Below are 18,920 nucleotides of genomic sequence, written 5' to 3'. Positions count from 1 at the left end.
AGCGCCGCCGGGCATGCTCAGCCCGGCCGGGCTAGACTGGGGCGTGATGTTGATCGCAAAGATGAATCAGGGTAAAGACGGCGACGAGGTCGGGTCAGGTGAGAGCCTTGCGGGCGAAGTAGCCCACTGGGTCGCGCCGCGCGCGAGCGCGCCCATTTCGGGCAGGCTGCAGTTGCCAGCATCAAAGTCCCTCACCGGCCGCGAACTTATTCTCTCGGCGCTCGCTGACGCACCCGGCACACTTCACGCACCGCTGCACTCACGCGACACCGACCTCATGGTCGAAGCGATGCGCGCGCTGGGCGCACGCATCGATGAGGTGCCGGGCACAGGCGCTTTCGGCGCTGACCTGCGCATCACACCGGCGACCGAACTCACCGGCTCCACCACGATCGAGTGTGGGCTTGCCGGCACCGTTATGCGGTTTGTGCCCCCTGTGGCAGCCCTCGCGCTCGGGCCCGTCGCGTTCGACGGCGACCCCTACGCACGCAAACGGCCCATGCGGCCCCTGCTCGACGCGCTGCGCGCGCTCGGCACAGATATTTCCGACGAGGGCCGCGGCGCACTCCCCTTTACCGTGCACGGTGCGGGCGGGCTTGAGGGTGGCCGCGTCGAGGTCGACGCTTCGCTCTCGAGCCAGTTCGTCTCAGCGCTGCTGCTCGTGGCTCCCCGGTTCACCAATGGCGTGCACGTGGTGCACACGGGCGAGCGCCTGCCGAGCGTGCCGCACATCGAGATGACGCTCGAGGCGCTGCGCGCCCGCGGCGTGCAGGCTTCTTCTCCGGCCACCGGCGAGTGGCGTGTGGAGCCCGGCCCAATCTCGGCGCATGACCTGCGTCTCGAGCCAGACCTGTCGAACGCGGCCCCGTTTCTGTCTGCGGCAGTGGCGGCAGGCGGCAGCGTCACGATCACCGACTGGCCAGCCGCAACCACTCAGGTGGGCGACCAGCTGCGCACGCTCCTCACGTCGTTTGGGGCGACCGTCGAGCTTTCAGCAGACGGCGCCCTCACCGTGAGTCGCACGGGCGAGCTCACCGGCGCGACCCTACACATCCCTGAAGCCGGCGAACTCTCACCCACATTCGTGGGCCTCGCCGCGCTCGCGGCGCAGCACGGCCACACCAGCCGCATCACCGGTATTGGCCACACGCGCCACCACGAGACCAATCGACTTGAAGCGCTCGTGAACGAGATTCGCGCGCTCGGCGGTGACGCCGAAGAACTCGAGGACGGCATTGAGGTGCGCCCCGCGACCCTGCACGGTGGGGTCTGGCACAGCTATGCCGATCACCGCATTGCCACCACCGGCGCCCTTATCGGTCTCGTCGTAGACGGCATTGAGGTCGAAGATATTGCGTGCACCTCGAAAACGCTGCCCCAGTTCCCTGAGCTATGGCACGCCATGCTCGGCCGCAACACCGGCAACCCGCACCCGTTTCTGCAGGGCTTCACCGCATGAGCTGGTTGCCCGAGGACGGCGTAGACCCCTACGAGGACTATGCCGACCGGGTGCGTGTACGCCCCAACCCGAAGGCCAACAAGCCGCGCACTAAGCGCCGCCCCGAGCACGCCGAGTCGGTCACCGCGATGGTGACCGGCGTCGATCGCGGGCGTTACGCGGTGCTCGTGCGTGCGGGCAGCGACCAGGCAAACCCCAGCGAACGCGAGGTGACGGCGGCACGCGCTCGCGAGCTGCACCGCACCCCCATCGTGATCGGTGACCGCGTTCAGATCGTGGGTGACACGTCGGGCGCCGAGGGATCCCTCGCACGCATCGTGCGCGTCGACGAGCGTGCGACGCTGTTGCGCCGCAGCGCCGACGACTCCGACCGCGTCGAGCGCGTCATGGTCGCAAACGCCGACCAGATGCTCATTGTCGTCGCAGCGGCGAACCCCGAACCCCGCGTGCGCCTCGTCGATCGGTATCTCGTGGCCGCGTATGACGCCGGAATCCAGCCGCTCATCTGCATCACGAAAACCGATCTGGCTGATCCGGATCCCTTTCTCGCTCACTTCGCGGCCCTCGAAGTGCCGGTGTTTCGTTCGGCCCTCGATGAGTGGCCACTCGACGAGATTCGCGAGGTGCTCGCGGGCAAGACGACCGTGTTCGTGGGGCACTCGGGCGTCGGCAAATCGACCCTGATCAACGCGCTCGTGCCCGAGGCCGAACGCGCGATCGGCCACGTCAACGTGGTCACCGGGCGCGGCCGCCACACGTCATCGTCGTCGGTGGCGCTCAGGGCAGGCACCCCGGGTGCTGCGGCGGGCGAACATGGCTGGGTGATTGACACCCCGGGCGTGCGCTCGTTTGGCCTCGGCCATGTCACAGGCGACGCGATCTTGCGCGGCTTCACCGACCTCTCAGAGCTTATCGACGCGTGCCCGCGCGGTTGCAGTCACCAGGAGGACGCCCCCGACTGCGAACTCAACATCGCCATTGCAGGTGGTGACCTCGACGCGACGGGGGCCGCACGAGTAGAGTCGCTGCGCCGGCTGCTCAAGTAACGCCGATAGGCTGGCCGCATGAGTGAACGTGTGATTCTCGAAGCCGGTCAGCCCGCCCCGGAGTTTGCGCTCCCCGACCAAGACGGCGTGACGCGCAGCCTGTCAGACTACCGCGGCGAGACCGTGGTGCTGTTCTTTTACCCGGCCGCCATGACGCCCGGCTGCACGAAAGAGGCGTGCGATTTTCGTGACGCTGAAGCAGCGCTGCAGGCCGCTGGCGTGCGCGTGCTCGGCATCTCGCGAGACAAGATCGAGAAGCAGCGCAAGTTTGCCGACCGCGATGAGCTCGGTTACCCGCTGCTGAGCGACGTCGAGCTCGACGTGCACCGTGCCTACGGCGCGTTCGGAACGAAGAACAGCTACGGCCGCATCATCGAGGGCGTGATCCGCTCGACGTTCGTCATCGACGCCGACGGCAACGTGGCGCACGCCCTCTACAACGTGAAGGCGACAGGCCACGTGGCGCGCGTGCGCAAGCTACTTGGGCTCGACGCCTAACCTGACCATACTTGTCTCTACGTGGTGCCAGGCGAGTAACCCGGGCACCACGTAGGCGGACCGCCAGCCGCTACTCTTCGAAGTGCACGACCGCCGGCCGTGCGATTACCGCCGCGGCAAACCCGACCAGCGCGATCGCCACGATGCCCAGGCCCAGCCACCACGGCCCGATGCCGAGCTGCAGGCACCCCGTGCCGCCCGCAAAGGTGAGCACGTGAATCGCCACCGCGCTGCTGCGTACCCAGCTCGCGCGGCCCCGCACCGCGCCCGCCAAGGTCAGTGCAACCCAGGCAAGCGATACGGCGCTCATGAGCACCAGGCTCACTTTCTGCGCGGTGTCGCCAGCGTCGGTGATCGAATGCACGATCGTGAAGCCCACGACGGCCACGAGCCCCAGGGTTTCGATCGCGAGCAGCGTTTTCAGCACCATCCACGCCAGGATCGAACGCGGGTGTCCATCGGGTGACGAAACCATTTCGGCTCTCTTTCTCATGAATTACAAGTTACCTATTGATTTGCGCGTGGTTCCGTGAAACTATATATTTCGTCGAGTTTCGCGCACACCGACGTGAGCATTCTCAGCCACGTATCAGGTAATTACGGCGCGAGTACTAGGCTACCTAGCCTAACTCTCTCGTGCGCGTGCATAAAAGAGGAGATCATCAAGATGGATTGGCGCGAAGAGGCTGCGTGTCTCACGGTAGACCCCGAGCTGTTTTTCCCCGTGGGAAACACCGGCCCGGCGGTTGAGCAGATCGAGCGAGCAAAGTCGGTCTGTGCACGCTGCACCGTCACCGAGATGTGCCTGCAGTACGCGATGGACACCGGGCAGGACTCGGGCGTCTGGGGCGGCCTCAGCGAAGATGAGCGTCGTGCGCTGAAGCGTCGCGCCGCACGCGCACGCCGCGCCTCCTAAGCGCACGCTGCACACGCACCAGCTGCGTATAACAAGAGCCCCGGATCATTGATCCGGGGCTCTTGTTGTGTTCTCGCTAGTCAGTGCCTGCGTCGAACGCGGCCGCAAGGCCGAGCTCATCGCCATCAGCGCTGATGCCCGAGACCGCGTCTGCAATCTCGGCCGCGCCGCCCGCTTCGAGCTTGCCGACGAGCTCGGCAACCGGGCCGCCCACGAGACCGATCGAAGCGTACTGCTCGAGACGAGCACGCGAATCGGCGATGTCGAGGTTTCGCATGGTCAGCTGACCGATGCGATCCTCGGGACCAAACGCCGCCCCCACGGTGCGCTCCATCGAGAGCTTCTCGGGGTGGTAGCTCAAGTTGGGGCCCTCGGTGTTGAGGATCGTGTAGTCGTCGCCGCGGCGCAGGCGCAGGGTGACCTCGCCCGTCACAGCCGAGCCGACCCAGCGCTGCAGCGCCTCACGCATCATCAGCGACTCGGGGTCCAGCCAGCGGCCCTCGTACATCAGGCGACCGAGCTTGCGGCCGTCGTTGTGGTACGAAGCCAGCGTGTTCTCGTTGTGAATCGCGTTGACGAGGCGCTCATACGTGATGTGCAGCAGTGCCATGCCGGGCGCCTCGTAGATGCCGCGCGACTTCGCCTCGATGATGCGGTTCTCGATCTGGTCAGAGATGCCCAGGCCGTGGCGGCCACCGATCTCGTTGGCCTTGTAGACGAGCGCTACCGGGTCGTCAAACACCTCACCGTTGATGGCGACGGGGCGGCCCGCCTCGAAGCGCACCGACACCTCTTCGGTGAGCACCTCAACGTCTTCGCGCCACGCGGCAACACCCATGATCGGTTCGACGATATCGAGACCGGCATTCAAGAACTCCAGGTCCTTGGCCTCGTGGCTCGCACCCCAGATGTTGGCGTCGGTCGAGTACGCCTTCTCGGTTGAGTCGCGGTAGGGGTAGCCGTGTGCGACGAGCCACTCGCTCATCTCGTGGCGGCCGCCGAGCTCTTCAACGAACTGGCTGTCGAGCCACGGTTTGTAGATGCGCAGGCTCGGGTTAGCGAGCAGACCGTACCGGTAGAACCGCTCGATGTCGTTGCCCTTGTAGGTGGAGCCGTCGCCCCAAATGTCGACGCCGTCTTCCTTCATCGCGCGCACGAGCAGCGTGCCCGTGACCGCGCGACCGATGGGGGTCGTGTTGAAGTACGTCTTGCCGCCCGAGCGCACGTTGAACGCACCGGTCTGCAGGGCGACGAAGCCCTCCTCGACCAGCGCGCGCTTGGCGTCGATGTGGCGAGCAAGCTCGGCGCCATACTCTTTGGCGCGGTCTGCAACGCCATCGAGGTCGGGCTCGTCGTACTGGCCGAGATCGGCCGTGTAGGTGCAGGGGATGGCGCCGTTTTCGCGCATCCAGGCCACCGCACACGAGGTGTCGAGACCACCAGAGAAGGCGATGCCGACGCGCTCGCCCACGGGAAGAGAAGAAAGAACCTTGGACATGCTTCCTATCCTAGGGCGCGATCAGCTTCGCGCCGAACGCGGCCCGGTCACAATCCGAACTCCAGTTTCGCGTTTGGGCATGCTTGCCAGACATCATCGTTTATCAAAGGTGCGCGGGTCAGATCCCGTATTCCTGCCAGCTTCTAGCGCGTCAATGGCCGCCATGTGCGTTTCAGACAGCTCGAAGTCGAACAGGCTGGCATTCTCTGCGAGCCGCTCACGACGCGTGGTCTTGGGAAAAATAATGTTTCTGTGCTGCAGGTGCCAGCGCAAGATCACCTGCGCGGGTGTGCGCTGAAGCGCCTCGGCCGCTCCTTGAATCGCCTGGTGGGCAAGCAATTCTTCGAGGCCGCGCGCCAGCGGGCTCCAGGCTTCAATGGCGATGTCATAGCGGGCGCAAAACTCGCGCAGTTCGCGTCGCTGGTGCATGGGATGCAGCTCAATCTGATTCACCGCTGGCACGACCCCTGTTTCATTCAGCAGCTCTTGCAGGTCTGACACCTCGAAGTTGGACACACCGATCGCGGTGGCGCGACCGGAGCCGGCGATCTTGATCAGGTCTTTCCACGCGCCCAGCGCCTCACCGTACATGGGCTGCGGCCAGTGTATGAGGTACAGGTCAACCCGATCGAGCCCGAGTCGTTCAAGACTTTCTTCGAATGCCGCCACCGCTCTGGTCTGGTCACTGTTCCACAGTTTGGTCGTGACAAACAGCTCTTCACGCGGCACACCGCTGGCGGCAATCGCAGCACCCACCCCTGCCTCATTGTGATACAGCATCGCGGTATCGATGTGCCGGTACCCAAGCTCGAGCGCGTCTTCCACCAGCTCTTGCGTTTGGGCGGGGTCAAGCTTGTACGTGCCCACCCCCAGCTGCGGAATCTTGCTTCCATTCAAGAGTGTGATGTTGGGAATCTGTAGCTTGGCCACCCGGTCTCCTTTGAATTCGGTACGGCTTTTAGTCTACGTCGCGTGTGAGCGCGCAATCGCTGGGATACTAGAGACGACATGTCACTGCATCTGCCCCACATCTCGTTCCCCGAAGAGCTTCCCGTTTCGCAAATGCGCGACGAGATTCGCGACGCCATCAAGCATCACCAGGTCGTTATTGTGGCCGGTGAGACCGGCTCGGGCAAGACGACCCAGCTGCCCAAGATCGCACTCGAGCTCGGCCGCGAACGCATCGCGCACACCCAGCCCCGGCGCATCGCGGCGCGCACGATCGCCGAGCGCATCGCCGAAGAACTCGGCAGCGAGCTCGGCGGGCTCGTCGGCTACCAGGTGCGATTTACCGACAAGGTGTCGGCCGACACCCGCGTGCGGCTCATGACCGACGGCATCCTCTTGAATGCGATCCACCGCGACCGCGACCTCACAGGCTACGACACGATCATCATCGATGAGGCGCACGAGCGCTCGCTCAACATCGACTTTCTGCTCGGCTACCTGAAGACGCTGCTGCCCCGGCGCCCCGATCTCAAGGTGATCATCACCTCGGCAACGATCGACCCCGAGTCGTTTGCGCAGCATTTTGCCGACGTCAAAACGGGCGAGCCCGCGCCCATCATCGAGGTTTCGGGGCGCACCTTTCCGGTCGAGGTGCGCTATCGGCCGCTGATCGAACAGATCGAGGTGCCGGATCCGCGCGGCGGGGCCCCTAAGACGCGCACTGAAGAGCGGGACCTTTTCGACGCGATCTGTCAGGGCGTCGATGAGCTTGGCCGCGAGGCTCCCGGCGATGTGCTCGTGTTCCTCTCGGGCGAGGCCGAGATTCGCGACGCCGCCGATGCTCTCTCGGGCCACCTGCGTCGCACCGCGCGCGGCGCGCGCACCGAGGTGCTGCCGCTGTATGGCCGGCTGAGCGCGGCTGAGCAGCACCGCGTCTTCGAGCGCGGCACGCAGGGCGCGCGCCGGCTCGTGCTCGCCACGAACGTGGCCGAGACGTCACTCACCGTGCCCGGTATTCGCTACGTGATCGATGCTGGCACGGCTCGCATCTCGCGCTATAGCGCGAAGAGCAAGGTGCAGCGGCTGCCCATCGAGGCGGTCTCGCAGGCGAGCGCCAACCAGCGTTCGGGCCGATCGGGTCGCACGAGCCCCGGTATCGCTCTGCGACTGTACAGCGAAGAAGATTACCTCTCGCGCCCCGAGTTCACCGAGCCGGAGGTGCGTCGCACCGGGCTCGCGTCGGTGATCTTGCAGATGCTGTCGCTCGGGCTCGGCGACGTCGCAGCGTTCCCGTTTCTCACCCCTCCTGACCAGCGCGGCATCGCCGACGGGCTGGGGCTGCTCGCAGAGCTCGGCGCCGTCGAGGCGGCTCGCGGTAAGCGCCCGGCATCGGGAGCCACCCACCGCATCACGAAAATCGGCCGCGAACTGTCGCGGCTACCCATCGAGCCGCGGTTTGCGCGCATGGTGGTCGAAGCACGCAAACAGGGCGTCGTGCCCCAGGTGCTCGCCATCGTGGCGGGCCTCACCATTCAAGACGTGCGCGAGCGCCCCCAGGCCGAGCGCGGTCGCGCCGATGAGCTGCACGCACGGTTTAACGACCCGCACGGCGACCTGTCGTCGCTGCTCAACCTCTGGAACTACCTGCAAGAGCAGCAGCGGGAGCGGTCGTCGAGCGCGTTTCGGCGTATGTGCAAGGCCGAGTACTTAAACTTCTTGCGTGTGCGTGAGTGGATGGACCTCTACCGTCAGATCTCGCGCATCGCGGGGGTGAAGCGCGACGCTGACCGCCCTGCCGTAAATTCCCCCGATGTGAGCGCTAGCGCTGCGGCCGACGCCCAGTCGGGCGGCTCGAGCGAGGCGATCCACCGTTCCATTCTCGCGGGGCTGCTGTCGCAGCTGGGCGTGCGAGACGATAAGCAAGACCGCAGGCAGCCGGCGGGCCGCAGCGCGGTCGGTGGTGCCACCAAACGTAAGCCCGCGCAGGAGTTCGTGGGCTCGCGCGGCACACGGTTTGTGCTCTACCCCGGCTCGGTGCTCGCAAAGAAACCACCAGAGGTGGTGATGAGCGTCGAGCTCGTCGAGACGTCCAGGCTGTTCGCCCGCGGTAACGCCGTCGTCGACCCGGCCTGGGCCGAGGAGCTCGCGGGCCCGCTCGCGAAACGGCAGTACTCTGAGCCGCACTGGGAAAAGACCCAGGGCGCCGCGGTCGCGTACGAGCGCGTCACGCTCTACGGCGTCGCGATAGTCGAGCGTCGCCGCGTGCAACTCGCCCGCTTCGATCAGCCGCACGCGCGCGAACTGTTCATTCGCCACGCACTCGTTGACGGCGACTGGGATTCGCCGCAGGCCTTCGATCGCGCAAACAGGCAGCTGCGCCGCGAACTCGAGCAGCTCGAGGAGCGCACCCGCCGCCGCGACATCGTGAGCGACGACGAATCGATCTTTGAGTTCTACGATCAGCGCATCCCCCAAGACATCTTTTCGACCCGCAGCTTCGAAGGCTGGTGGAAGAAGAAACGGCTCACCGACCCGCAATTCTTGCACTTGAAGCGCGAGGACCTCCTCGAAGACGAAGCCGAGGCGGTCGACGAGCAGGAGTTTCCACGCGAGTGGCAGCACGGCGACCAGCGACTTCGCCTCAAATATCGCTTCGATCCGACAGCCGAAGACGACGGGGTCACCGTCAACGTGCCGCTGCCGCTCTTGCCACGCCTCGACGAGGCCGACTTCGAGAAGCTTGTCCCTGGCCTTCGCCAAGACCTCGTCACGGCGCTCATCAAGACGCTGCCCAAGCAGATTCGCAAGCACGTCGTACCCGCGGCCGACTGGGCGCGCACGCTGCTCGCCGCAATCGAGCCCCAGCTCGAACGCGGTCAGGGTGCTGAGGCGCCCGCGCTCACGGCGCTCCTCGCGACAGAGATCCGGCGCCGCACGAGCGTGCCGGTGAGCGCAGATGATTTTGATCCGGATCGGTTGCCTGCGCACCTCACCCCCACGTTCAGGGTCGTGGACGGCCGCGGCAAGACGATCGGCACCGGCAAGAACCTGGGCGACCTGAAGGCCGCGCACAAGCAGCAGGCGACGCAGGGCGTCGCCAAGGTGGCGGCTGCAGCGCTGCCCAAGAGCGAGCTTGAACGCAAGAACGTCACGACTTGGACGTTCGGCACGCTGCCCAAGCACGTCGACACGGCGTACGCAAAGGGCCGGGGGCCGGGGGCGGGCGTCGTGCGCGCGTACCCGGCGATCGTGGACCGGCGCACGAGCGTCGATCTGGTGCTCGTTGCCGACCAGGCAGAGCAGGAGCGTGTGTCGCGGCGAGGCATACGCCGGCTGCTCGTGCTCAGCTCGCCCTCGCCCGCGAGCTACATTCGTGAACACCTTTCAAACCAAGAGAAGCTGCTGCTCGGGGCGGGCCCCTACCGCAGCCTCGACGCCGCGATTGCCGACGTTTCGCTCGCGGTCGCAGACGCCGCGATTCGTAAACACGCACCCGACGGGCTCGTCTGGTCGGAAGAAGAGTTTGAGCGCATCGCGAACGAGTATGCGCGGTCGCTCATCGACGCGGTGTACGGGGCGATCGCGCTGACCGCGAAGACGCTCGACGGGGTGCGTCTCGCCCGCAAAGCCATTGATCAGGCGAAGTCGATTCAGGTGCTTGGCCAGGTCGCCGACGCGGCAAAACAGGTCGAGGGGCTTGTGTACGACGGCTTCGTGTCGCACACGGGGCTTGCGCAGCTCACGCGTCTGCCCGTCTACCTCGAGGCGCTGTGTCTACGCATGCGCGGCCTCACCGAGAACCCGGGCCGCGACCGCGCCTGGCAAAACGAGGTCGACCGTATGCTGGTCCTGTTCTCTGACTCGGGCGGCAAGATCCCCTTGCCTAGCGGCACCCCCGCGAAGCTGGTGCACGCGCGCTGGCTCATTGAAGAACTGCGTGTAAGCCTCTTCGCGCAGCAGCTGCGCACCGCCGAGCCTGTCTCAGCGCAGCGTATTCAGAAACTGCTGCGCGAGGGATAGCGGTGGGGTGAGGGACTGGGGCCGCCGATTGGTTGGGCCTGGCAGGAGCGGCGGCTGCGCCTGCGCGACCGGAGAGCGGTGGGGCGAGGGGCTGGGGCCGCCGATTGGCTGGGCCTGGCAAGAGCGGCGGCGAAGCCGACGCGAGGGATAGCGGTGGGGCGAGGGGGCTGGGGCCGCCGGTTGGTTGGGCCTGGCAGGAGCGGCGACGAAGTCGACGCGACCGGAGAGCGGCGGCCCCAGCCCCCTCGCCCCACCGCCCCACCGCTCCACCGTCGCTGGCGTAGCTGTTCGAGTAACCTACTCGGTGTCTGCTTCGTCAGCACCGCCCGAGAGAATGCGCCGCGCGTCGTGCAGCAGCTCAGGCTCGGTCAAGAGGTCGTAGCGAGTCGCCACCATCTGCATCACCGACGAGAAGTCGCGGCGGTTACGGTTCATCGCGTACGACAGCACCCCAAACAGCATGCCAAAGCCTGCACCAATCACGACGGCCGCGAGAAACACGCCCACAATCGCGGTGTTGTCGGGCTGAAAGATGAACAGCAGTAGCCCGAGAAACAGGCCCAGGTACGCGCCTGAGAGCGCCCCCATCAGGGCGACACGGCTGTAGGTGAGGCGGCCGGTGACACGCTCAACGCTGCGCAGGTCGTTACCCAGAATGCTCACCTGCTGCACCGGAAACCCCGAGCGCGCGAGCACGTCGACCGCGTGCTTCGCGTCTTCGTAGCGGTCGTAGGTCGACACGACCTCACCCGTCGGCAGCTCGGGCATCATCATCTGCTGGCGACGGGAAGAAGGTGTCACTGGGTTACTCATGTTTTGATTCTTCCACAGCGGTTACGAAATTGGTCTGTGACACCGCATGTCTCAGACTTGCGGCGTGTAGCTGGCAATCGCCTGCGGGTACCCCGGCAGCGGGAGCTCACGCACGCTCAGGTCGTCAAGCGCCACGAGCGTCACGCCGTCCCACCCCGCATCACGGGTGTTGCCGCCCGCGACGGCAGCAAACTCGCGGCCGCTGGCGTCTTTCCACACCGCTACGGTCTCGTGCGGCACGTCGAGCGCTACGAGCTGCTCGTCGCCCGTGTCAAGGTCGAGAATCGACAGGTTCGACTGCCCCGTCGCACTACCAAATGATCCGGTGCCGACGGTGAGCAGGCGGCGGCCCGCGAGCGCGGTGCCGTGAGCGTGCGAGTTTGCGGCGCTCGCCTGCTCAGTCATCTTGCCCGTCGCGGGGTCGAGCGTCACGACCACCTCGCCCTGGTACGGCAACAGGATCTGGCCTGCAGCGTCAACCGCCCCGTAGTGTGGTTTCTCCCACGAGGCCAAGCCGCCCTCGGTGCCAAACGGTGCTACCTCATACGCTCTCGTTGTGAGGGTCTGGGCGTTGACAACATTCACCGTGAAGCCGTCGTGGTCGACCGTCGCCGCCCACGAGTTGTCGGGAGCGACGAGCACGTCGAAGGGGCGTAGCCCCACCGGCACTGACCCCACAAACTGCCCCGTGCCCGTGTCATACGCCTCGAGATAGAACGCACCGTCGCCCGCGGTCACGGCCGCGTAGACCCGCTTGCCATCGGGGGCGGCCGCGACCCCCAGCCCGCCCGGCCGGTACTCCCCCGTCGACCGCTCGGCCGTCGGGTGCAGGTACGGCACAAGCGCTACGCGCTCGCGCCGCTCAAGGTCGACCACGGCGAGCCCCTCGGCCGTGGTGACGTACGCGGTGTCACCGTGCACGCTCACGCCCCACGGCGCGGCCCCCACGGTGACCGTCTCCACGGCCCCTTCACGTGCCGGATCAACGAGTGCGATCTCGTCGCCGCGCGCGAGGGTGACGACGATCAGCTCTTCGGATGCTTCGGTGTCGGCGTGAGCGTTAGGCGTCGGGTCGGCCTGGGGTTTCGCCACCGGAGCTGACGGCGAGGTGGGGGTCGGCTCGGCCGCGCAGCCTGCGAGCGCGAGACCCGCGAGAAGCGGTAATGCGAGCAAGCTACGGCGCATAAACCTAAGAGTTGGCATGCCGCCATTCTGACGTGCGAGCCTGCGCGACCGCTGTTGATTCGAAAACATCTGCAGCCGTACTATCGCTGGGGGCGCTAACGCACGCGCGGCGCGGTAACTTAGAGGGGTGACTACTTCGAGGGTGTTTGTCGGGCGTCTCGCAGGCCGGGGCGTCTTTGATCCGGCGGGTGACCGGATCGGCAAGGTAAGAGACGTGCTGGTGGTGTTTCGTGCCGCAGGCGCACCCCGCGTCGTCGGTCTCATCGTCGAGATTCCTGGTAAACGCAGGGTGTTCGTGCCCATTAGCCGCGTCACTTCAATCGGCTCGGGCCAGGTGATCGCGACCGGTCTCATTAACGTGCGCAGGTTCGAACAGCGCGGCGGAGAAACCCGCATGATCGCCGAGCTCATCGGGCGCGAGGTGCATCTGGGCCCGGCGCACGCGGGGGGACCTACCCAGCGGGCGCGCATCGAAGACGCCGCGATCGAGCGTGGGCGCACCGGTGAGTGGCTCGTCACCGAACTGTTTGTGAAGCTGCACCGCTCTACCGCCCCATTCGCACGCGCAGAGTCGCGCATCGTGAAGTGGAGTGAGGCGCGCTTGCCAAGCGCAACCCCCGGCACTCGTTCGGCCGAGCTGCTGATTCAAACCCTGGTTGATCTGAAACCCGTCGACCTTGCCGAGGCGTTGCTCGAGCTGCAGCAGCCTCGCATGGTCGAGGTGATCGGCGAACTCGCCGACGACCGCGTCGCCGATGCGCTCGAAGAAATGGGCGAACAAGACCAGCTCGCCCTGCTCGCGCTGCTGCCACAAGACCGCACCGCCGACATTCTCGACCACATGGAGCCCGACGACGCCGCCGACCTGATTGCGGCGCTGCCCGCCGCCAAGGGCGAGGAGCTGCTCGACCTGATGGAGCCAGAGGAGGCCGAAGATGTACGGCGCCTGCTCGAGTACGACGCCGACACCGCGGGCGGCCTGATGAGCCCGTCACCTATCGTGCTGTCGGGGGAATCTAGCGTCGCCGAGGGGCTCGCCATGATTCGCCGCGCAGAGATCGCCCCCGCCATGGCCTCGGCGGTGTATGTGACGCACCCGCCCTACGAAACCCCCACGGGTGAATACCTCGGCATGGCGCATTTTCAGCGCATGCTGCGATTTCCACCCCACGAACGTCTCGCTTCACTCATCGACACCGAGATCGAGGCGGTCTCGGTGCACGCGAGCGCCGCCGAGGTGTCGCGCAGGCTCGCGAGCTATGACCTCGTCGCGATGCCGGTCATCGATGACCAGGGCCGTCTCGTGGGCGTTGTGACCGTTGACGACGTGCTCGATCACCTGCTGCCTGACGACTGGCGGCACGCCGACGACGAACCGCAGGGGGTCACGCCATGAGGCTTTTCAAACGCAGCGGCCCGCTCGACTCGCCGCTCACCTCGCGCGGCCGCAGCACACGTGCCACGGGCGGCACGGGTCACGGCAACAACGAGCGCTTCGGCCGCTGGACCGAGGGCATTGCACGCGGCATGGGCACGCCCTGGTTCTTGCTCGTGCTCACGCTCGTGTGCGTGGCCTGGCTCACCTGGAACACGGTCGGCCCCGAAGAGTTTCGCTTCGACTCCGCCGCGCTCGGGTTCACGGCCCTCACCCTGATCCTCTCGCTGCAGGCCTCGTACGCGGCCCCCATGATCCTGCTCGCACAAAACCGGCAAGATGACCGCGAGCGCGTGCAGATCGAGCAGGATCGCCAGCGTGCCGAACGCAACCTGGCCGACACCGAATTTCTCGCGCGCGAGGTCGTCGCGCTGCGTCTCGCGCTGAAAGACCTGCCGGATCGAGAGTTTGTGCGCGCCGAGCTGCGGGCGCTGCTCGCCGAGCTCGCGGATGAACCAACCACGACCCCCGAAAAAGGAACCGATGTCACACCCCACTAAGGCCGATATTCTCGCGTCGCTCGCGCGCGTGCAGGATCCTGAGATTCTGCGCCCGATCACTGAGCTCGGCATGGTCGGTGAGATCACGGTCGATGACGACGGTCGCGCCCGCGTCGCGATTAGCCTGACCATTGCGGGCTGCCCCGCCGCCCGCCGCATCGAAGACGACGTCACCGCCGCGGTCACGGGCACCCCGGGAGTGACGGCGGCCACCATCGACGTGGGGGTGATGACCCCCGCAGAGCGACGCGCCTTCGTCGAGCTGGTGCGCGGTGACCGGGCCACGCGGCCCCAGCAGTTTGGCCCCGACTCCCTCACCCGCGTGATCGCGGTCACGAGCGGCAAGGGCGGGGTAGGTAAGTCCTCGCTCACCGCGGGACTCGCGGTCGCGCTCGCGGCCCAGGGGCTGCGCGTCGGGCTCGTCGACGCCGATGTGTTTGGGTTCTCGATCCCGGGCATTATGGGGCTCAGCCGCGACGGGCAGGTCGCGCAGCCGAGCCGGGTCGACGACATGATCGTGCCGCCCGTGGCGCACGGCGTCAAAGTGATCTCGATCGGCATGTTCTTGGGGGACGCCGATCCCCGCACCACGGCGGTATCGTGGCGCGGCCCCATGCTGCACCGCACCATTGAGCAGTTCTTGCGCGATGTGTGGTTTGGTGACCTGGATCTTCTGCTGCTCGATCTGCCCCCGGGAACGGGAGACATCGCAATCAGTGTGGGCCAACTGCTGCCTCAGGCTGAGGTGCTCGTCATCACCACTCCGCAGGAGGCCGCGGCAGACGTCGCCGTGCGCAGCGCCCTCGTCGCCCGTCAGACGGGCCAAAAGGTCATCGGCGTGATCGAGAATATGGCGGGGCTGGTGCAGCCCGACGGCAGCGTCATTGACGTATTTGGATCGGGTGGCGGCAGGTTGGTCTGCTCACGACTGCGCGACGATGAACACCCCGAGGTGCCGCTCTTGGGTAGCGTGCCCCTCAGCCCCGCGTTTCGTGAGGCGGGCGATGCGGGCGATCCGGCGGTGCTCACGCTCGCACATGACCCCGCCGCGCAGGCTGTACGAGAGATCGCCGCGCAGCTCGCGGTGTCGGGGCGCGGCCTCGCCGGGCGCAAGCTCGGCCTCAGCGTGCGGTAGCGGCTGTGCGATAGCAGCTCTGCGACCGCGACGACCACGCCTGGTACGTCTAGGTAGCTTCGTCGTCAAAGCGCAGCGTGCCATCGCCCGCCCGCGCCTCGCGCTCGCGGCGGGCCTCAGCCACCCGCTCCTTGCGTGCCGCTGCCCGCGCCTCGCGTTCGTCTTCGACGAGCGCGTCGCGAATGATCCGGCGCGGATCGTACTGCCGCGGGTCGAGCTGACGCCAGTCGACCTCGTCGAACTCGGGGCCCATCTCGTCACGCAGCCGGTCTTTCGCGCCGTCCGCCATGCGCTTCAGCCCCCGCACGAGCTCGCCAAGCTTCTTGGCGTAGAGCGGAATGCGCTCGGGGCCCAGCACAAACGCGGCGATCACCAGAATGATCAATACCTTTTCGAACGAGAGCCCAAACACCATGCCATCGTAGCGCGCCGCGCCCGCGAGCGAGAATCCCACACGCACGCGCCCGTAAACCTCTACGCTAGAACCGAATGTATCGCGCGGCCCGGGTGGGCCGCGCGCACCTGATCCGGAGGACCATTGAGCAAGATCGAGCGCAACTGGCAGTTTGCCGAGCAGTACCCGGCAGAGACCGAGGCCGTGATCGCCGCGCGCCGCATGTCGCTCGAGCTGGGCATCGAGCCCGTGAGCCGCTCGGTCGCAGCCCACCTGGCCGGCTACGCGACCGTGATGCGCGCGGCCGCGATTTGCGAGATCGGCACCGGCGTAGGTGTGAGCGGGCTATCGCTTCTGCGACACGCCCACCAGGCCACCCTCACCTCGATCGAGCTCGAGCCAGAGCACCTGCGCGAGGCGCGTGCAAACTTTGCGAGCGCGGGAGTGACGGCGTCGCGGCTGCGCCTCATTGAAGGCGATGCGCGTCACGTTATGCCGCGGCTCAATCTCGCCTCCTACGACCTGGTGCTCATCGACGCGAACCCGACCCAGATGCTTGAGCACTTTGAATACGCCCTCGGGGTTGTGCGGCCCGGCGGTCTCATCGCGATCCCCAGCGCCTTCGCCCACGGTCGGGTGCCGGATCCCGCCTCCCGTGACGCTGCCACGCAGGCCATGCGCGATCTGCTCGCGATCGTAGCCGACTCCCCCGCGATCGCGCCCGCGCTCTCGCCCGCCGGCGACGGGCTGCTCACCCTCGTACGGCTCGACGGCTAGCTGGCACGCTCACCGCGCGGACCACAAAGGGCCCGAAACTCACACGAGTTTCGGGCCCTTTGTTAGTGCTTCGAGCAGTGCTAGCCGTCAAGCACCGCCGCGAGTACGTCGCGTAGCTCGGCCGCTTCTTCGTTGTTGACCGAGACCACGAGGCGACCGCCGCCCTCGAGCGGTACACGCACGACAATCAGCCGGCTCTCACGCACCGCTTCCATGGGTCCGTCCCCGGTCCTCGGTTTCATTGCAGCCATGACGCCTCCTCGCATTGTTGGTGGTTCATTCACCAGTTTATCTGGCTAACAGCGCATCGACGAACTGGCGGCGCGTCTGTTTCGCTAAACTACGCCCGGCACCGCGGCCCGTCGCGTCGCGGACCGTCGCGTCTGGGCGCTAGCGGCCGAGGTGACGCTCGGGCGAGCCGATGTACAGCTGCTGCGGCCGCCCAATCTTGGTCTGCGGGTCGAGGCTCGCCTCGCGCCACTGCGCGATCCAGCCGGGCAGTCGACCGATCGCAAACAGCACGGTAAACATGCGCGTCGGAAAGCCCATAGCTTTGTAGATTACTCCCGTGTAGAAGTCGACGTTGGGGTAGAGCTTGCGCTCCTTGAAGTAGTCGTCTTCGAGTGCGATCTGCTCAAGTTCCTGCGCGAGCCCGAGCAGCGGGTCACTGACACCGAGCTCTTCGAGGACCTTGCCTGCGCTCTCGCGCACAATGCGCGCACGGGGGTCATAATTCTTATAGACGCGGTGCCCAAAGCCCATGAGCTTCACACCGTCCTCTTTGCGCTTCACCTTCTCAACGAACGTTTCAACGCTCTGGCCCGAATCGCGAATCTGCGCGAGCATATCGAGCACGGCCTCGTTGGCACCGCCGTGCAGCGGACCCGAGAGCGCGTTAATGCCGGCAGAAATTGACGAGAACATGTTCGCCCCCGTGGAGCCCACGAGTCGCACTGTTGAGGTCGACGCGTTCTGCTCGTGGTCGGCGTGCAAAATGAGCAGCTTGTCGAGCGCGTCGACGAGCACCGGGTTCATCTCGTAGTCCTCGGCCATGTTGCCGAAGTTTAAGCGCAAGAAGTTCTCAACGAAGCTGAGGTTGTTGTCGGGGTACAGGAAGGCCTGACCGACCGACTTCTTGTGCGCGTACGCGGCCAGCACAGGCAGCTTCGCGAGCAGTCGAATGGTGTTCACCTCGACAAACTCGGGCACGTTCGTGTCGAGCGAGTCCTCGTAGTAGGTCGACATGGTCTGCAGGCCGCCCGAGAGCACCGCCATCGGGTGTGCCGTGTGTGGCACCGCCTCGAAGTAGTAGCGCATATCCTCGTGCAGCAGCGTGTGGCGACGAATCTCGGTGTTGAACGCCTCGAGCTCTGCCTCGCCCGGCAGCTCGCCGTAGATCAGCAGGTACGCCACCTCAAGAAACGTGGAGTGCCGCGCGAGCTCTTCGATCGGGTAGCCGCGGTAGCGCAGCACCCCCTGCTCACCATCAATGTAGGTGATCTTGGACTTGGTAGATGCGGTGTTCACAAACCCGTAGTCAAGGGCGGTGAGGCCGCTCTGTCTGGTGAGCGTCGAAACATCGATCGTCGATGGCCCGTCCACTGCTTGCACAATCGGCAGCTCGGCCGAGCCGCCAGGAAACGTCAGCTTCGCTGCAGCCGAGCCCTGGCCCTGAGTCGATTCAGTCACGTCGTCTCCTCGTGAGGTCTCATATTGGTCTACCGTCGGGTGTGACGGCGGCCTTGCTAACACACTATCGGCTCTCGGTGGAGCCCGTGGACGCGCCCATTTTCAGCACGTCCGCACACTAGGTTATCTTGACGTCAAACAAAATGCGATTTCATGACGATGGCGGCGCGCTTACGCGCGCCGCCAGAACACCTGATGTCTACTATTGACTCAAATTAGTCACCCTGAGGCGGAAGAGCCGCGACGACCGGGTGGTCGAAGGAGTACGGGCCCACCTTGGCGGCCCCACCCGGCGAACCGATCTCGTCGAAGAACTCGACGTTGGCTTTGTAGTAGTCGGCCCACTCGCTCGGCAGGTCATCCTCGTAGTAGATCGCTTCTACGGGGCACACCGGCTCGCACGCGCCACAGTCAACGCACTCGTCTGGGTGAATGTACAGCGCACGTTCGCCCTCGTAGATGCAGTCGACCGGGCACTCGTCAACGCAAGCTCTATCTTTTACGTCGACACACGGAAGAGCGATTACATAGGTCATGCCGCCCGCCTTTCACTTAAATGCGCGGAACCTCACCCGCGCGCCCATCCATCCTACTCTCGCGGCTCACC

At 65.9% G+C, this 18,920-nt stretch carries 18 protein-coding genes; 9 read left to right on the top strand and 9 right to left on the bottom strand.

What is annotated here, in order from left to right; all coding sequences use genetic code 11:
* Positions 1-46 precede the first annotated feature (46 nt).
* The 3 genes from aroA to bcp are packed head-to-tail and all read left to right on the top strand — an operon-like array spanning position 47 to position 3,003.
* The gene (aroA, locus tag ACXR2W_RS12100; RefSeq protein ID WP_458815240.1) at positions 47-1,459 is read left to right on the top strand and encodes a 3-phosphoshikimate 1-carboxyvinyltransferase; all 1,413 of its coding nucleotides are present in this window, start codon (positions 47-49) and stop codon (positions 1,457-1,459) included.
* Positions 1,456-2,505 carry a ribosome small subunit-dependent GTPase A gene (gene rsgA / locus ACXR2W_RS12095; protein WP_458815242.1) on the top strand — a complete coding sequence of 350 codons (1,050 nt, stop codon included), beginning with the start codon at positions 1,456-1,458 and terminating at the stop codon, positions 2,503-2,505. The genes aroA and rsgA overlap by 4 nt, the downstream gene beginning before the upstream one ends.
* Positions 2,506-2,523: 18 nt before the next feature.
* Positions 2,524-3,003, top strand: coding sequence for a thioredoxin-dependent thiol peroxidase (bcp, locus tag ACXR2W_RS12090; RefSeq protein WP_458815244.1), 480 nt, complete (start codon positions 2,524-2,526; stop codon positions 3,001-3,003).
* A 70-nt stretch (positions 3,004-3,073) separates the two neighbouring features.
* Here the strand turns inward: bcp and ACXR2W_RS12085 are convergent, their stop codons facing one another.
* On the bottom strand, positions 3,074-3,478 hold the full coding sequence (locus tag ACXR2W_RS12085) for a hypothetical protein (protein ID WP_458815246.1): 405 nt from the start codon (positions 3,476-3,478) through the stop codon (positions 3,074-3,076).
* Positions 3,479-3,670: 192 nt separating this feature from the next.
* Between ACXR2W_RS12085 and ACXR2W_RS12080 the strand changes: the two genes are divergently transcribed.
* On the top strand, positions 3,671-3,919 hold the full coding sequence (locus tag ACXR2W_RS12080; protein WP_026139613.1) for a WhiB family transcriptional regulator: 249 nt from the start codon (positions 3,671-3,673) through the stop codon (positions 3,917-3,919).
* A 76-nt stretch (positions 3,920-3,995) separates the two neighbouring features.
* On the opposite strand, the gene argG is transcribed toward ACXR2W_RS12080, so the two are convergent.
* Both argG and ACXR2W_RS12070 read right to left on the bottom strand, forming a co-directional pair.
* Positions 3,996-5,417, bottom strand: a complete 1,422-nt coding sequence (argG, locus tag ACXR2W_RS12075) for an argininosuccinate synthase (RefSeq protein ID WP_458815249.1) — start codon at positions 5,415-5,417, stop codon at positions 3,996-3,998.
* A 93-nt stretch (positions 5,418-5,510) separates the two neighbouring features.
* Positions 5,511-6,347: an aldo/keto reductase gene (locus tag ACXR2W_RS12070; protein ID WP_458815251.1), complete on the bottom strand. Its 837-nt coding sequence runs from the start codon at positions 6,345-6,347 to the stop codon at positions 5,511-5,513.
* Between the two features lie 78 nt (positions 6,348-6,425).
* Between ACXR2W_RS12070 and hrpA the strand changes: the two genes are divergently transcribed.
* Entirely contained in the window at positions 6,426-10,385 is a 3,960-nt protein-coding gene (hrpA, locus tag ACXR2W_RS12065) for an ATP-dependent RNA helicase HrpA (RefSeq protein ID WP_458815253.1), read from the top strand.
* A 297-nt stretch (positions 10,386-10,682) separates the two neighbouring features.
* On the opposite strand, the gene ACXR2W_RS12060 is transcribed toward hrpA, so the two are convergent.
* Both ACXR2W_RS12060 and ACXR2W_RS12055 read right to left on the bottom strand, forming a co-directional pair.
* Positions 10,683-11,198 (bottom strand): YflT domain-containing protein, encoded by a 516-nt coding sequence (locus ACXR2W_RS12060; RefSeq protein WP_458814877.1) that lies wholly within the window; start codon positions 11,196-11,198, stop codon positions 10,683-10,685.
* Between the two features lie 51 nt (positions 11,199-11,249).
* Complete coding sequence (locus tag ACXR2W_RS12055) at positions 11,250-12,401, bottom strand: YncE family protein (protein WP_458814879.1); 1,152 nt, start codon at positions 12,399-12,401, stop codon at positions 11,250-11,252.
* Positions 12,402-12,510: 109 nt separating this feature from the next.
* On the opposite strand from ACXR2W_RS12055, the gene ACXR2W_RS12050 reads away from it, so the two are divergent.
* From ACXR2W_RS12050 to ACXR2W_RS12040, 3 genes are read left to right on the top strand one after another with little or no spacing between them, the layout of a single operon-like run.
* Positions 12,511-13,779 (top strand): magnesium transporter MgtE N-terminal domain-containing protein, encoded by a 1,269-nt coding sequence (locus tag ACXR2W_RS12050; RefSeq protein WP_458814881.1) that lies wholly within the window; start codon positions 12,511-12,513, stop codon positions 13,777-13,779.
* Positions 13,776-14,318: a DUF1003 domain-containing protein gene (locus ACXR2W_RS12045; protein WP_458814883.1), complete on the top strand. Its 543-nt coding sequence runs from the start codon at positions 13,776-13,778 to the stop codon at positions 14,316-14,318. Before ACXR2W_RS12050 ends, ACXR2W_RS12045 begins: the two co-directional genes overlap by 4 nt.
* A complete protein-coding gene (locus ACXR2W_RS12040; protein WP_458814885.1) occupies positions 14,302-15,453 on the top strand; it encodes an Mrp/NBP35 family ATP-binding protein in 1,152 nt (383 codons plus the stop codon). Before ACXR2W_RS12045 ends, ACXR2W_RS12040 begins: the two co-directional genes overlap by 17 nt.
* Positions 15,454-15,502: 49 nt before the next feature.
* On the opposite strand, the gene ACXR2W_RS12035 is transcribed toward ACXR2W_RS12040, so the two are convergent.
* Positions 15,503-15,868: a twin-arginine translocase TatA/TatE family subunit gene (locus ACXR2W_RS12035; protein WP_458814952.1), complete on the bottom strand. Its 366-nt coding sequence runs from the start codon at positions 15,866-15,868 to the stop codon at positions 15,503-15,505.
* A gap of 123 nt (positions 15,869-15,991) precedes the next feature.
* Between ACXR2W_RS12035 and ACXR2W_RS12030 the strand changes: the two genes are divergently transcribed.
* Positions 15,992-16,624: an O-methyltransferase gene (locus ACXR2W_RS12030; RefSeq protein ID WP_458814887.1), complete on the top strand. Its 633-nt coding sequence runs from the start codon at positions 15,992-15,994 to the stop codon at positions 16,622-16,624.
* An 80-nt stretch (positions 16,625-16,704) separates the two neighbouring features.
* On the opposite strand, the gene ACXR2W_RS12025 is transcribed toward ACXR2W_RS12030, so the two are convergent.
* The 3 genes from ACXR2W_RS12025 to fdxA form a co-directional block, all read right to left on the bottom strand.
* Positions 16,705-16,875 (bottom strand): DUF3117 domain-containing protein, encoded by a 171-nt coding sequence (locus ACXR2W_RS12025; protein WP_083879225.1) that lies wholly within the window; start codon positions 16,873-16,875, stop codon positions 16,705-16,707.
* Positions 16,876-17,014: 139 nt separating this feature from the next.
* Positions 17,015-18,313, bottom strand: coding sequence for a citrate synthase (locus tag ACXR2W_RS12020; protein ID WP_458814889.1), 1,299 nt, complete (start codon positions 18,311-18,313; stop codon positions 17,015-17,017).
* Between the two features lie 215 nt (positions 18,314-18,528).
* Entirely contained in the window at positions 18,529-18,849 is a 321-nt protein-coding gene (fdxA, locus tag ACXR2W_RS12015) for a ferredoxin (RefSeq protein ID WP_458814891.1), read from the bottom strand.
* Positions 18,850-18,920: the final 71 nt, after the last annotated feature.

The organism is Leucobacter faecis (genome assembly GCF_054456695.2).
Note: the sequence above shows the minus strand (reverse complement) of the source record. Positions and strands in the feature narration are given on the sequence as shown.